The organism is Fictibacillus iocasae (assembly GCF_042665465.1).
Classification (GTDB): domain Bacteria; phylum Bacillota; class Bacilli; order Bacillales; family Fictibacillaceae; genus Fictibacillus; species Fictibacillus iocasae.
The window spans coordinates 24,379-38,141 of the sequence record NZ_JBHTCP010000002.1 but is presented as its reverse complement, the minus strand read 5'-3'; the positions used below and the strand labels follow the sequence as shown (position 1 = coordinate 38,141).

The following is a 13,763-nucleotide window of genomic DNA, read 5'->3' as shown; positions in this document are numbered from 1 at the left end:
TCCTAAAACTTGACTGTTTTTTCAATCGCATGCAGCACCCGCTCGGGGTTCGGCAAATAATGATCTTCAAGAGCGAACATCGGCACCGGCGTGTCAAAGCCGGTTACACGTTCAATCGGCGCCCTCATATAGAGGAAGGACGTGTCGTTAATAAGAGACGTGATCGTGTCAGCGATTCCGCCTGTACCTGGTGCTTCATGCACGATAACGGCACGACCTGTCTTCTGAACGCTTTCAGATATTAGCTTTTTATCAAGCGGATACAGGCTGCGAAGGTCGACCACCTCGGCAGAAATGCCTTTGGACGCTGCCTGCTCTGCTGCCTTCATCACAACATCAACCATCGCACCGTACGTGAAAATTGTTACGTCTTCCCCTTCTTTCAGCTTTGTTCCTTTTCCAAGCTCGACCGTATACTTCCCTTCTGGAACGTCCATCTTTGCGCTGCGGTAACAGCGCATCGGTTCTAGGAGAAGGACAGGATCTGGATCTTCAATCGCCGCGATCAGCAACCCCTTCGCGTCATAGGCGTTTGATGGTACCACAACCTTTATTCCCGGCATATGCGTGAATAGTGCTTCGACCGAGTCAGAGTGAATCTCTGGAGCGCGCACGCCTGCTCCGAACGGCGCACGAATGACCATCGGCACAGTAAATGAACCAAGCGTTCTCGCACGTATCCTTGAAGCGTGTGTCATGATTTGATTGAACGCTGGATAGATAAAGCCGAAGAACTGCATTTCACAGATCGGACGAAATCCATTCATCGCAAGGCCGATTCCTGTTCCGATGATGCCTGACTCAGCAAGCGGCGTATCGATGACGCGCTCTCCGCCAAACTCGTCGAACAAGCCGTCTGTCGCACGGAACACGCCCCCATTTCTCCCGACATCCTCCCCCATCACGATCACGTCTTTATGTTCGTTCATCATCACACGCATACCGTCTGTTACCGCCTGAACCATCGTCAGCTTTTTCGTCTGGATTGCTGTCGTCATGATTTTTCACCTCTTAAGAGAGAATAGTTTTGCTTTTGTTCTTCGAGCGGCCACGGGTTCTCGGCGAACACATGGTCAAACATGTCGTTCACTTGAGCGGCTGGTTCTTCTTCCATCGCTTTGACCGCTTCCTCGATTTCTTCACTGAGTGAAGCTTCAAGCTGGGTTAGCCACGCATCGTTCCACATGTTCTCGTTTTTCATGAACCGTTCTAGACGCAGCAGCGGATCGGTTTTTTCACGGCGTGCCGCTGATTCGTTCTGGTCACGGTACTTGGTTGGATCATCGGCTGTCGTATGCGCGCCGTAACGCCATGTGACCGCCTCGATCAAGGATGGGCCGTGGCCAGCACGCGCCCGTTCAACCGCTGTACGTGTATGGAAATAAACCGAGAATACATCGTTGCCATCAAGACGCATTCCTTCTATGTCATAAGCCTGCGCTTTTTGCGCGATCGTTTTGCTTTTCATCTGCTTTTCAATCGGGACTGAAATGGCGAATCCATTATTTTGGTTGAAAAAGATGACCGGAACGTTAAAGACGCTCGCAAAATTCAATCCTTCATGAAAGTCGCCTTCCGATGTCGCCCCGTCTCCGAAATAAACGATGGAAGCCCGGTCAGTGCCTTTCATCTTTTCTGCCCAGGCCGCCCCTGTTGCATGAAGAAGCTGAGAGGCGATCGGCACGGCTGGCGGAAAGATGTGGACCCCGTCTGGCGGAACACAGCCTTCCTGACGTCCTTTCCAATACAAAAACAGATTCTTCAAGCTGTGTCCGAATGTCATCGTCGCCCCGTGGTCACGGTAGGAAGGAAACATCCAGTCGCCCTGCCCCATCGCCATCGCGCTTCCGATCTGCGCAGCCTCCTGGCCCTCAAACGGAACGTACGTCCCGATGCGGCCCTGCCGCTGCATGTTGACGCCTTTTCTGTCAAACAGCCTCGCGCGCAGCATTTTGGTATACAGATCTTTTGTCAGTTCTTCTGTCATCTCCGCACGATAGCCCGTGTCGACCACTTCACCGTTTTCGTTCAAAATTTGCAGCTTCGGATACTTCTCTTCCATTGTCTTCTGCCTCCTTTAGTTTCGAACGTCCCATTTCGGCCGTTTATTGTGAGCAAAAAAGCTGTTGCGCCGAGCTCGTGCCATCATTTTTTCTTCGCAATACCGGTTTGCCGCTTCCACGGTTGATATTTCTCTTTCCTTACTTTGCTGATAAATTTCCATCAGGCTGTTATAGATCGCTTTCGTCTTTTTTAAGACACGTTCCTTATTTGGGCTGTACAGCTCATCGGCCACTTGAATCAAGCCGCCCGCGTTCACGATATAATCCGGGCCGTAAAGGATGCCTTTTTGCTGCAGATAGATGCCATGGCGGTCTTCAAGAAGCTGATTATTCGCGCTTCCCACCACTGCCTTTACCTTCAGCTGCTCAATCGTTTCATCGTGCAGGATACCGCCAAGCGCACATGGAATGAAAATGTCTGCGTCTACTCCGTATATGTCGGACCCTTGTACGACCTCCACCGTTCCAGGAAGCGTTTCCGCTCGCTGCTGAATCTGTTTCAGCGCTTGCTCGTTAATGTCTGTGACGTAAACGTGAGAACCGGCAGCGAGAAGCTGTTCGGCCACCTTATAGCCTACTTTTCCTAGACCTTGAACGGAATATTTTTTGGCTGATAAATCATCTGTTCCTTCTAAAGTCTGAATCGTTGCCTGCAATCCGAACAATACCCCCTGTGCTGTCGGGACCGATGAATCACCGCTTCCGCCATATGCTTCCGGTACACCGACGATGCAGTTCGTTTCTTTAAGGGCATGCACAAAATCGTCCGGCGTCGTTCCCATATCGGTGCCTGTATAAAAACGGCCGTTCAGCGAATCAACGAACTGTCCGAACGCACGAAACAGCTCAGGTGTACGCTCTTTTGTCGGGTCACCAATAATAACCGACTTTCCTCCGCCAAAGTCAACATCCGCACCGATGCATTTGTAGGTCATGCCTTTAGACAGGCGAAGAACATCTTCTAATGCTTCGTCAGTTGAAGCGTACGGCCTCATTCGGCATCCGCCGAGTGCTGGTCCGAGTGTTGTGTTGTGGATGGCGATGATTGCCTTTAAACCTGTTGAAGGATCATTGCAGAAAACTACCTGCTCATGCTGCGAAATTTTTTCGAACATACTCTTTCCCCCTGGTTTCTTTGCCGCTTTTACGCTTTAAAGTGTAAGCGCTTTCATTTTATTAAAAAAATTAAATCTTCATCTCTTGAAGTTTTTCTGTAATGACTGAACGCGGGAGGATGTATTGTGTGACTTCTCCTTCTCCGACGATTGCTTTATTGTTTTTAACGATGACGTCGCAGATGACGGCTTTGCCTTTTAGCTGTGTGAGTGTCGCGGTAATCTCAAGGGTCATGCCTTCTGGCGTTGGTGCGAGGTGCTTTGCCTTAATCCCGCCGCCGATTCCTTCTTCAAAGTGTTCAAGGTACGGAAGTATGATCTGGCGTGCTGCCCACTCCATGTGGTAGACCATGGATACGGTTGAATAGGCTGGATGAACGAGGGTTCCTTCGAACTGGGCGAACATGTCTGGTGTGACGGTTGCTGTAATGGTTGCGGTCTGGCCGACCTGCATTCCTGGCTTCATAAACCCACCCCTTATTGTAGAAGTTACACTATTTTTATATGACGTTTTCTTAACGTAATAATAACATTTTGTCTGAGTTGTGGGAAGTGTCAGCCTGATGTATTGTTAGTATTTTCAAGATGAATGAAAGTGTTGATTTCCGTTTCAGGTGCACGCTTTCCGCGGGGCAGGCGGTGAGCCCTTTTGTCGCTACGCGCCGTTAAAAGGTCTCACCTGCCAGCTTGTCCCGCAGGAGTCGGCACCTTACACTTCAATCAACTTATTCAAAGATGTTTACCACCCAACACACATCCTGCTTACTTTTAGGTTTTAAAACATAAGAAAAAAAGCCTACCCGCTGTAGGTAGACTTTTTTTGTTTGTTTAGTTGAATACGCCGATCATGTTTAGGAAAACGATGATGATGATGATCGGTACGATGTAGCGGATGAGGATGAGCCATGCGGCGAATCCTTTTGTAGTGACGCTTGATCCTGCTCTGAATTCGGCTAGCAGCATGTCTTTAGGATAGCGGTAGCCGACAAAGAGTGCGATGAATAAAGCTCCTAGTGGCAGCAGGATATTGCTTACGAGATAATCGAGTGAATCAAAGATCGTTTTTCCGCCGATTAATGTGACGTCTGATAATACCCCCATCGACAGGGCGGATGGTACGCCGGCAATAAAGATAAGAATACCGATAATCCATGACCATTTGGCTCGGTTTTCCAGCTTTCCTTTTGTGATGGATGCCACGATGATCTCAAGCATGGAGAACGCTGAGGTGAGTGTGGCGAAAAGGAACAAAGCCAAAAACACGATAAAAAAGAATTGGCCAAACACGATTTGATCAAACACAGCAGGAAGGACGACAAACAATAGGCCCGGTCCTTCAGCCGGCTCAAGGCCCAGCGAGAAAACGCCAGGGAAGATGGCTAGTCCGGCAAGCAGCGAGATCAATATATTGAGCAATACAATGGTTGTGGCTGATTTCGTTAAGCTTTCTTTTTTACTTAAATAAGAGCTGTATGTGACCATGACGGAGATTCCGACACTCAGTGAAAAGAACGACTGCCCGAGCGCGAACAGAATATCATCTGCCCCGATCTCAGAGAAGTCCGGCATGAGGAAGAACTTAACGCCTTCCATCGCGTTATCAAGTGTGAGCGAACGGACAATCAATACGACGAACAACACGAAAAGGGCTGGCATCATGATCTGGTTCGCTTTTTCAATACCGTTCTTGATTCCGCGGCTGACTACATAAATCGTGATGATCATGAAAATAAACTGCGAGATCAAGACCGGCCACGGTGTTGAGATGGACTCGCCGAAAAGCTTGCCAAAGTCATGATTAAAGAAGTTTGGCGAAAAGCTTTTTCCGAGATAAAGGACGATCCATCCGCCGATCACGCTGTAAAAGGATAATAATATAAAAGCCGTTACCACTCCCATACGACCGAGCCATGGCCATGCGCTGCCAGGTGCGATGGTGCGGTAAGCGGATATCGCTTCTTTTTGCGCACCGCGGCCAATAACAAACTCAGCCATCAATAGCGGAAAGCCTACTAAAAAGGTAAATAATAAGAACAAAAGAAAGAAGGCTCCGCCCCCACTCGTACCTACTACATAAGGAAACTTCCAAATGGCTCCGAGTCCAATGGCAGATCCGGCTGCGGCTAATATAAAGGCTAGTTTTGACGTCCATTGGTCTTGCTGCTTCATGCTGCGTATTCCTCCTAACGCGTATTCTGCTGTTTTATGTTAAACGCTTGTTTAACATTTCGGCTGCTTTCTTTGCTTCATCCATCATTTTTTTCATCAGCTCAGCGGCAGTCGGCACGTCTTCAATGAGACCCGCAATCTGTCCGCTGTTAATGAACCCGTTCTCCAAGTCGCCTTTTACCGCTCCAGCTATATGCTGCTCTTCGGTTGTCATCTCATGAAAACGATCTGGCTCGATGCCTTGTTTTTCATATGATAAAAGCCGCTCCGCATATGGGGTCCGGTACACTCTTCTAATCTTCCCAACAGACCGGCCAATAATAACCGTCTCATTGTCTTTTGCATGCAAAAGAGAAGATTTATAAGCTTCATGAAAAGGCGCTTCTTTCACAGCAATGAACCGCGTTCCCATCTGAACCCCTTCAGCACCGAGAGCGAATGCAGCGGCAAGCCCTCTGCCGTCTCCGATACCTCCGGCTGCTATGACAGGAATCTGAACAGCGGAGGCAATCTGCGGTATAAGGGTCATCGTCGTCGTTTCGTACGGTGAGTTAAGGCCGGCAGCTTCATAGCCTTCCGCGACGATTAGATCAGCTCCTGCGTCTTCCGCTTTTTTCGCATGATAGACAGATGCGACGACACATATGACAGTCATGCCATGCTCTTTCAGCTTAGGAATAAATGGTGCTGGATTGCCTGCTGATAACGACACGATTTTCACTTCATGCTGTATCAAGAGCTGAAAAATTTTCTTGACGTCTGAAGCAACAGTTATTGGTACATTAACAGCAAAGCGGCTGTCTGTCATCCCTTTTGTGGAAATCAGCAATTTTTCTATTTCTTCCACGCTCATCGTTCCGACACCAATCGTCCCTAAACCGCCGGCATTCGAGATGGCCGAAGCGAGCTCAGCATTGCTGACATTGCCCATTCCGCCTTGAATAATTGGATAGGTAATCTTCAGCATTTCACACACTCTGTTCATGTTACCGCCCCCACTCTCTACTTTGTTATAATGAAGCTAGCAAACTGTTATGGCACACCCGGTTAATTTGAAAGGTACCGGACCCCTAATATTTATGAGGAGGATACTTGGATGAAACATACGTTTAACGGAAAATCTCCGAACGTTCATGAAAGCGCTTATATTGCCCCTGGAGCTCATGTGATTGGTGATGTCACAATTGGCGAGGGCTCGACAATTTGGTTTAACAGCGTTCTTCGCGGTGACGAAGGCCCGATTACCATTGGCAAAAAAACGAACGTGCAGGATAACTGCACGCTCCATCTGTATGAAGGCTATCCGCTCGTATTGGAAGACGAAGTTTCTATCGGCCACAATGTAATCCTCCACGGCTGCACGGTGAAAAAAGGTGCGCTTGTCGGTATGGGCGCGACGGTTCTCGACGGAGCAGAGATCGGTGAGCAGGCGTTTATCGGTGCAAACACGCTCATTCCGTCCGGAAAGAAAATCCCTCCGCGCGTCATGGTGATGGGGTCACCAGGCAAGATCGTGCGTGAACTGACCGAAAAAGATCTTGAGCTCATTCAGCTGACCATTGATACGTATTATGAAAAAGGGCAGCAGTTTAAAGAGCAGGTCAAATAACGGCAGGTGCGGGAAAGACCCGTTTTTCTTGATTTTGACCCGCAAAATTGGAATTCGACCCGATTATTGCTTATTTCGATCCGATTCATACGATTCGCATGCAACGGACGTCCCTCAGGGACGTCCGTTAGCTGTTTGGTTCGCTGTTTGCCATGAGTGGATGCTCTAGGACGTTATAGCTGATCGCTTTGTTCAGCTCGTTTCCTTCACGGTAAATGCTTTCAAAAAAGCGGTTAGCCGGCAGCGCAAGGGCTTTGTAATAATCGCTGAAAAGAGAGGCAGCATGGTCGCCGAGCCAGTCTGACGGCAGCAGCTCCTGCGGCAGTCCTGGATCGATGAACAAAAACTTGCGGTATTCATGAACAAGCTTCGTCCGCTCCACAAAGCATTCGCCGTCACTCATCTCGCCCTTTTCAATTTTATTTTTATCGATCACATATTTCTGTGAGTATGTTTTGATAAATTCCTCATAGCGTTCGTTAATTTCTTCTAAGTTCCAGCATTCACGGACAAGACGTGTGCTTTCATCCGGGCCTTTATATTGTGCAGTAAAATAATGAACATAATTGCGGATGTCATACTTCTCAATCACGGCTGTAATCTGGTTCTCCTGATTGCCAGGAGAGATCCAGAAACTGTTCGTGAGAAGTCCGAAGCCGCTCCATACGAGCTCTTTCCGCAGCTCGTCACGGATGCTTCTCTGCTCTTCAGGGATGGTATACGTGAACATCGTCCAGTCACCGCTCCACTTTTCCGGCTGCAGCTTAAAAATACGCTTCGCTGCCTCGTCCATCCGCTTTTGGCCTCGCGGTGTCAAAAAATAGTAGCTTTTGTTCCCTTGCTTTCGCGACTCGATCCAGCCTTGCTTGCTCATGCGCGAGATGGCCGCCCTGACCGCCTGCTCGTTATGCCCGAACTCTTCGAGAAACCGGATCAAGCTGCCGATCCAGATCTCGCTGCCATAATGGCGGATATAGTCGCCGTAAAGGGTGAATATCATTGATCGTGTGTTCAAACTGTTCTGCATGTTTTAAAACCTCTTGTGCGCCATGTTTGGCATGATGTTATTTACGATACCAAACTGGCAGAATTCAAACAACTACTCGCCTTTAAAAACAGGCTCTCTCTTTTCGCTGAACGCGTTCAATGCTTCCATCCGATCGCTCGTCGGAATCGTCACTTCATACGCCTTCGCCTCGATCGCTAGCCCTGTCTGCAGATCGGTCTCCATGCCGTGCTTGATCGCATATTTTGCCTGCTGGACAGCGATCGGCCCGTTTTTCATGATGGAATTCGCGTAGTTCTCACATACAGCCATAAGCTCTGAACGGTCTGAAACGGCATTAAGAATGCCATACGTATACGCTTCTTCCGCCGTCAGTTTTTTCGCTGTCAAAATCAGCTCCATCGCTTTTGCCTGGCCGATTAGACGCGGCAGGCGCTGTGTTCCGCCTGCGCCAGGAATGATCGCCCAGCTAAGCTCAGTCAAGCCCATGAACGCTTCTTTCACCGACACGCGCAAATCACAGGCAAGGGCGAGCTCGAACCCCCCGCCAAACGCGTGGCCGTTCATGGCACAGATTGTCGGCTGTGGCAGAGCTTCTGCTGCAGAGAACACATCCCGGATTTTTCGTACATTGCGTTTTACTTCTGCTTCAGTCAGTGTGCGTCGTTCTTTTAAGTCCGCACCCGCACTGAAGGCTTTCTCTCCGGCTCCGGTAAAAATGACGACCCGGACATCACGGTTATGGTGAATTTCGTCGATGATGCCTCCTAGTTCTTTTAATGTCTCATAATTGAAGCAATTCAACACTTCAGGACGGTTGATCGTCACGTAAGAAATATGGTTTCTCACTTCATACAAAATCGATGCCATGTTTGTTCTCTCCCCTTATCGATCATCTCTTTCCACCACTGCGGCGATTCCCTGCCCGACTCCGATGCACATTGTCGCCAAGCCATACCTCGAGCCGCGCCGCTTCATTTCATGCAGCAGCGTTGTTAGAATTCTCGCCCCGCTCGCACCGAGCGGATGGCCGAATGCAATTGCTCCGCCATTTACGTTCACTATATCTTGATTGAAGCTAAGCTGCTTCATGCATTCGATCGATTGTGACGCAAACGCTTCATTTAGTTCGATCAAATCCAGGTCCTGCGCTGTAATGCCTGCACGCTTTAACGCTTTTTGCGAAGCCGGAACAGGTCCGACTCCCATCACCGAAGGCTCAAGGCCCGCAACCGCTCCTGCCACATATTTTGCCAGGGGTTTCAAACCAAGTTCATTTGCTTTTTCACGGCTCATGAGGAGTAATGCAGAAGCACCATCATTAACGCCTGATGCGTTACCTGCTGTGATCGTCCCCCCTTCAAACAACGGCTTCAGCTTGCCTAATTTCTCGAGTGTCGTATCGGGTCTAGGATGTTCGTCTGCACGAATCCATGTTTCGTTTCCTTTGCGGTCAACCAGCCTGACAGGCACAATTTCATCATCAAATTTATTCTCATCCATTGCACGGCGGGCTTTCTGCTGGCTTTTAAAAGCGAACTCGTCCTGCTCCTCACGCGTCACACCGAATCGGGAGGCAACATTCTCTGCGGTTTGAGGCATCGAGTCCGTGCCATGCTTTTCGTGCATTAACGGGTTCACGAAGCGCCAACCTATCGTTGTATCAAACATCTTCATGTCGCCACGCGGAAACTCCGTGTCAGGCTTTGCCATTACAAGTGGCGCTCGTGTCATACTCTCCGTTCCTCCGGCGATGAAAATCTCTCCTTCGCCTGCCATAATGGCGCGTGCAGCGTACATGACCGCATCAAGACCTGAACCGCATAAACGGTTGATGGTCGTTCCGCCCACTTCAACAGGAAGATTTGCCAGTAATGCCGCCATTCGGGCAACGTTGCGATTATCCTCCCCTGCCCCGTTCGCATTTCCTAAAATAACTTCTTCCACCTTATCACCAGGCACTTCGGGATTTCTCTCCATAAGAGCACGAATGACAACAGCTGCCAAGTCATCAGGGCGGACTGTTTTCAATCCGCCTTTATATCGTCCGATCGGCGTTCTGACGGCATCAATGATGACAACCTCTTTCATCACTGTTTCACCCCATCTTTTTCTGGTGAATAGTCATACACACCTTTTCCCGTTTTGCGGCCGAGCCTTCCTGCTTTCACATATTTGACGAGAAGCGGGGCTGGTCGATATTTCTCCCCTAACGTTTGGTGAAGGTAGTTTAAGTTATTCAGACGCGTATCAAGCCCGACAAGGTCACCGAGTTCAAACGGGCCCATCGGAAAGTTAAGACCGAGCTTGATGGCCTTATCAATGTCTTCTGCTGTTCCAACACCTTCCTGCAGCATGTAAAACGCTTCGTTTCCAATCATGGCCGAAATGCGGCTTGTGACGAAGCCTGGAAATTCATTCACCGTCACGGTTTCTTTGCCCATCTTCTCTGCGGCTTGTTTGGCGAGTTCAGCCGTTTCTTCGCTCGTTTCATGGCCGCGTACGATTTCGACTAGCGGCATGCGGTGCACTGGATTGAAGAAATGCATCGCAATGACGTTTTCTGGACGTTTTGTAAAAGATCCGATTTCGGTCGGACTCATCGTTGACGTGTTTGTGGCTAAGATACAATGCGGTGGTGCGGACCGGTCAATTTCTTCAAAAACGGCACGCTTGATGTCGATCTTTTCTGGAACGGCTTCAATGACAATATCCGCACCGCTTACCGCGGCTGACAGCTGGGCGGTATACGATAGCCTGCGTTGCGCAGAGGCTGCGGCTTCTGCAGTGAGTTTCCCTCGGCTTACGGCTTTTGAAAAAATAGCGTCGATCTCTTTTTTAGCTCCTGTTAGCTGTTCTTCTTTTACATCGACGAGCTGTACGTCGAATCCTCCAAGAGCACAGACGTAGGCGATGCCTCTTCCCATTACACCAGATCCGATGATGACGGCATGTTGCAGCATGTTTTCTCCTGCCTTTCTTAAACAAGTGTTTAAAATGTAATTAAAAACCAAGATTGAAGAGGGGGTTGATTTCCGTTACAGGTTCTCGCTTTCCGCAGGGTGGGCGAAAAGCAGAAAGGGCTCGTCCAGCCCCGACAAGCAAATGAGAAAGGGACCGGTAAGTCGGTCTTTGACTTATTGGGCACTTTCTCATTTGACCTCGAGGGGCTAGCCCTTTCTGCTGGACAGGTGAGCCCCTTCGCTAGCCAAGCGCCTTTGAAGGGTCTCACCTGTCCCACTTATCCTGCAGGATAAGGAAGGCTTTGCAACAAGACATCAAACGCAAGAAAAAGTGAACTTCTTTTTCGAGGAGTCGAGCACCTTCCACTCCAATCAACTATTCAAAGATGTTTTTAACATACTTACCATTTTCTTCGAAGTAGCTATACATGTAAGTTCAAGTGGTACTCAGCATCACTGTTTTAATATTCGTCTTGTATAAAAAGCGAGCACTATGGCTCGCTTTGGTGTTTTTTTATAGGTTGAATGGGTTTAGCGGGCGTGATCCGGTGTAGGATACGACGCTTTTGGTTTCGGTGTATAGGTCGAGTGTTTCGATGCAGAGCTCGCGTCCGAAGCCTGATTGCTTGTAGCCCCCGAATGGTGTTCCTGGGAAGGCGGAGAACGGCGAGTTGATCATGATCGTTCCTGCCTCGATCATACCGGCCACTCGTGTTGCTTTGGCATGATCTTTGGTCCAGATGGCTGCAGCGAGTCCGAAGTTTGTGTTGTTGGCGAGCTTCACCGCATCTTTTTCATCTTTAAACGTGGAAACAACAACGACCGGTCCGAAAATTTCTTCTTTTACGGCTTTCATGCTTTCTGTCACATTCGTGATGATTGTCGGTAAGTACCAGTGTCCGCTTTCATGACCGTCCACTTTCGCGCGTCCGCCGCCAAGCAAAATCGTCGCTCCTTCTTCTTCCGCTGATTTCACATAGCCGTCGATTACTTCGAGCTGGCGTTCAGAGATGATGGCGCCAACGTGCGTGTTTTGATCAAGCGGGTTGCCGAGCACGAGTTTTTTCGCTTTTTCCACAAACTTCTCCATGAACGCATCGTACAAACTTTCTTGGATGTATAGGCGTGAGCGTGCTTCACAAGACTGGCCGGTATTGTAGAAGATGCCGAATAAAGCTCCGTCTACTGCCGCGTTTAGATCGGCATCGTCAAACACGAGATTAGGAGACTTGCCGCCTAGTTCAAGTGTGACGCGCTTCAGTGATTTGGACGCTTTTGCCATGATGTCTTTTCCTGTTTCCGTTTCTCCAGTAAACGCCACTTTATCGACGCCTTCATGTTCGGCTAAATACGCACCGACTGTAGATCCGTCCCCAGTGATAATGTTCACGACACCTTCCGGAACACCTGCTTCGTGGCAGATTTCTGTCATCACGATCGCTGTAAGCGGTGTGAGGCTTGCCGGTTTTAAGATAACTGAGCATCCTGTTGCGATCGCAGGCGCGATTTTCCATGCGGCCATCATCATCGGGTAGTTCCACGGGATAATCTGCGCACAGACACCGACTGGCTCCTTGAGCGTATAGTTCATGAACGGACCTGGCATCGGATTAACCGCACCGCGGTGGCTCACGATCGCTCCTGCATAGAACTCGAAATCTTCAATCGCCTGCATGACCTGGCCTTGTGCTGCGCTCAGCGATTTTCCACTGTTCAGCACTTCCAGCTCAACGAGCTCGTTGAAACGCGAACGCATGATGTTCGCGATCTTATTCATCGTGCGTGCACGCTTGTTAACAGGAGAGCGCTTCCATTTACCTGCTGCAAATGCTTGGCGAGCAGCTGCAACCGCTGCATCAACGTCTGCTGTAGTCGCTTTTGCTACTTTCGCCAGCGGCTCACCCGTAGCGGGATTATAGGTCACAAAGTATTCACGCTCTGAACCCCCGACCGGCTGGCCTCCGATTATCATTTCATATACGTCACGCTTAACCGCTTTTGCTTCTGTTTTAGCTGAACTCATTTTTTCCACTCCTTCTGCTTCTGCTGATCTCTATTTTCCAGTAAATGAAGGCTTTCTTTTTTCTAAAAAGGACATCAGCCCTTCTTTATGGTCGGCAGACTCTCCTGCTATTTTCTGCGCCTGTGCTTCGTATTCCAGCACCTCGTTCAAGTCGCTCTCCCAGCTCTTGTTCATGTATCTCTTGATCAGGCCGATGGCTTTCGTTGGCATGTTCGCAAGCTTTTCAGCAAACGTCTCTACTTCCATGACAAAATCTTCTTCGCTTACTGTTTTGGTTACAAGACCGAGTTCTGCTGCTTGCGCGGCACTGACTTTATCACCCAAAACCGCAAGCTCCATTGCTTTAGCATGGCCGACAAGGCGCGGAAGGAAATACAGGTTGCCAGAGTCCGGAACGAGGCCGACATGAATGAACGCCTCTATAAAACTCGCTTTCTCACTCGCGATGCGGAAATCACAAGCCAGCGCAAGACTCATGCCGGCACCGGCTGCAACCCCATTAACCGCTGCGATAACAGGCTTTTCAAGTCCGACCAGTGCTTGCACCATCGGATTATAGCCTTTGCGGAGAATATCGCCGTAATCCGCTCCTTGAGGAGAACTAGAAAGATCCTGCCCTGAGCAGAACGCGCGGCCAGCACCGGTGATAACGACTGCTCTGACGTTATCGTCCTTGCCTGCCTCTTTAAGCGCTGACACCATTTCTTTATGCATAACCGAAGTGAATGCGTTCAGCTTATCCGGGCGGTTCAAAGTAATCCAAGCTGTCTTTCCTCTTGTTTCATAGCTAATCGTCTCAAACATAACTAGTCCTC

Annotated in this window: 13 protein-coding genes; 1 reads left to right on the top strand and 12 read right to left on the bottom strand. The window is 49.3% G+C overall.

All coding sequences use genetic code 11. The features are described from left to right. Nucleotides 1–2 precede the first annotated feature (2 nt). The 6 genes from ACFQPF_RS00180 to ACFQPF_RS00155 form a co-directional block, all read right to left on the bottom strand. Complete coding sequence (locus ACFQPF_RS00180) at nt 3–998, bottom strand: alpha-ketoacid dehydrogenase subunit beta (protein WP_379744703.1); 996 nt, start codon at nt 996–998, stop codon at nt 3–5. Then, nucleotides 995–2,062 (bottom strand): pyruvate dehydrogenase (acetyl-transferring) E1 component subunit alpha, encoded by a 1,068-nt coding sequence (gene pdhA / locus ACFQPF_RS00175; RefSeq protein WP_379744700.1) that lies wholly within the window; start codon nt 2,060–2,062, stop codon nt 995–997. The genes ACFQPF_RS00180 and pdhA overlap by 4 nt, the downstream gene beginning before the upstream one ends. A 15-nt stretch (nt 2,063–2,077) precedes the next feature. Further along, nucleotides 2,078–3,178, bottom strand: a complete 1,101-nt coding sequence (locus tag ACFQPF_RS00170) for a Leu/Phe/Val dehydrogenase (RefSeq protein WP_379744697.1) — start codon at nt 3,176–3,178, stop codon at nt 2,078–2,080. Between the two features lie 70 nt (nt 3,179–3,248). Then, nucleotides 3,249–3,644, bottom strand: coding sequence for a thioesterase family protein (locus ACFQPF_RS00165; RefSeq protein ID WP_379744694.1), 396 nt, complete (start codon nt 3,642–3,644; stop codon nt 3,249–3,251). 362 nt (nt 3,645–4,006) lie between these two features. After that, on the bottom strand, nt 4,007–5,347 hold the full coding sequence (locus ACFQPF_RS00160) for a sodium-dependent transporter (protein WP_379744691.1): 1,341 nt from the start codon (nt 5,345–5,347) through the stop codon (nt 4,007–4,009). A gap of 34 nt (nt 5,348–5,381) precedes the next feature. Continuing rightward, complete coding sequence (locus ACFQPF_RS00155) at nt 5,382–6,332, bottom strand: NAD(P)H-dependent flavin oxidoreductase (RefSeq protein WP_379744688.1); 951 nt, start codon at nt 6,330–6,332, stop codon at nt 5,382–5,384. Nucleotides 6,333–6,443: 111 nt separating this feature from the next. Here ACFQPF_RS00155 and ACFQPF_RS00150 point away from each other — a divergent pair, with 111 nt between their 5' ends. Further along, nucleotides 6,444–6,956: a gamma carbonic anhydrase family protein gene (locus tag ACFQPF_RS00150; RefSeq protein ID WP_379744685.1), complete on the top strand. Its 513-nt coding sequence runs from the start codon at nt 6,444–6,446 to the stop codon at nt 6,954–6,956. Between the two features lie 127 nt (nt 6,957–7,083). Here the strand turns inward: ACFQPF_RS00150 and paaX are convergent, their stop codons facing one another. From paaX to ACFQPF_RS00120, 6 genes are all read right to left on the bottom strand, one after another. Beyond that, nucleotides 7,084–7,983 (bottom strand): phenylacetic acid degradation operon negative regulatory protein PaaX, encoded by a 900-nt coding sequence (gene paaX / locus ACFQPF_RS00145; RefSeq protein ID WP_379744682.1) that lies wholly within the window; start codon nt 7,981–7,983, stop codon nt 7,084–7,086. A 72-nt stretch (nt 7,984–8,055) separates the two neighbouring features. Then, nucleotides 8,056–8,832, bottom strand: coding sequence for an enoyl-CoA hydratase-related protein (locus ACFQPF_RS00140; protein WP_379744679.1), 777 nt, complete (start codon nt 8,830–8,832; stop codon nt 8,056–8,058). A 15-nt stretch (nt 8,833–8,847) separates the two neighbouring features. Then, on the bottom strand, nt 8,848–10,053 hold the full coding sequence (locus ACFQPF_RS00135; protein WP_379744676.1) for an acetyl-CoA C-acyltransferase: 1,206 nt from the start codon (nt 10,051–10,053) through the stop codon (nt 8,848–8,850). Beyond that, complete coding sequence (locus tag ACFQPF_RS00130; protein WP_379744673.1) at nt 10,053–10,925, bottom strand: 3-hydroxyacyl-CoA dehydrogenase; 873 nt, start codon at nt 10,923–10,925, stop codon at nt 10,053–10,055. Before ACFQPF_RS00130 ends, ACFQPF_RS00135 begins: the two co-directional genes overlap by 1 nt. Before the next feature lie 514 nt (nt 10,926–11,439). Continuing rightward, nucleotides 11,440–12,948, bottom strand: a complete 1,509-nt coding sequence (locus ACFQPF_RS00125) for an aldehyde dehydrogenase family protein (RefSeq protein WP_379744670.1) — start codon at nt 12,946–12,948, stop codon at nt 11,440–11,442. Between the two features lie 30 nt (nt 12,949–12,978). Further along, nucleotides 12,979–13,752, bottom strand: coding sequence for an enoyl-CoA hydratase-related protein (locus ACFQPF_RS00120; protein WP_379744667.1), 774 nt, complete (start codon nt 13,750–13,752; stop codon nt 12,979–12,981). Between the last annotated feature and the right edge of the window lie 11 nt (nt 13,753–13,763).